The sequence below is a fragment of the Faecalibacterium sp. DFI.5.82 genome, from assembly GCF_029076575.1.
Classification (GTDB): Bacteria; Bacillota; Clostridia; order Oscillospirales; family Ruminococcaceae; genus Faecalibacterium; species Faecalibacterium duncaniae.
The window spans coordinates 1-288 of sequence record NZ_JARFIS010001157.1 but is presented as its reverse complement, the minus strand read 5'-3'; the positions used below and the strand labels follow the sequence as shown (position 1 = coordinate 288).

1 pseudogene is annotated in these 288 nt (G+C 45.5%); it reads right to left on the bottom strand.

Annotated elements, in window-relative coordinates:
• Positions 1 to 288: pseudogene (locus tag P0G09_RS20540) on the bottom strand (hypothetical protein); the annotation flags it as partial.

The window sequence follows — 288 nt, the reverse complement described above, 5'->3', positions numbered from 1 at the left end:
ATTTCATTTGGTAGCTCTTCCTTAGGATTGCCAGTCTGCTCAAAGACTTTTCCAATCTCATAGAGAGCTAGATTCTTATTCTTACGAGCTACATTGTAGGCTAGGGAGTCCAAAATCCCAGAAACCATGTTCTGACGAAGAACAGAGCGCTCCACTGTCATTGGCCACATAAGCTCAGTCAAGTTGCTAGGATTGAGAGTGAACTCAACCGCCTTTTCTGGCGTTGTCAAAGCATAGGTAATGATTTCTGTCAGTCCAGCTCCCTCTGCTAAAGTCCGCACTTGACGG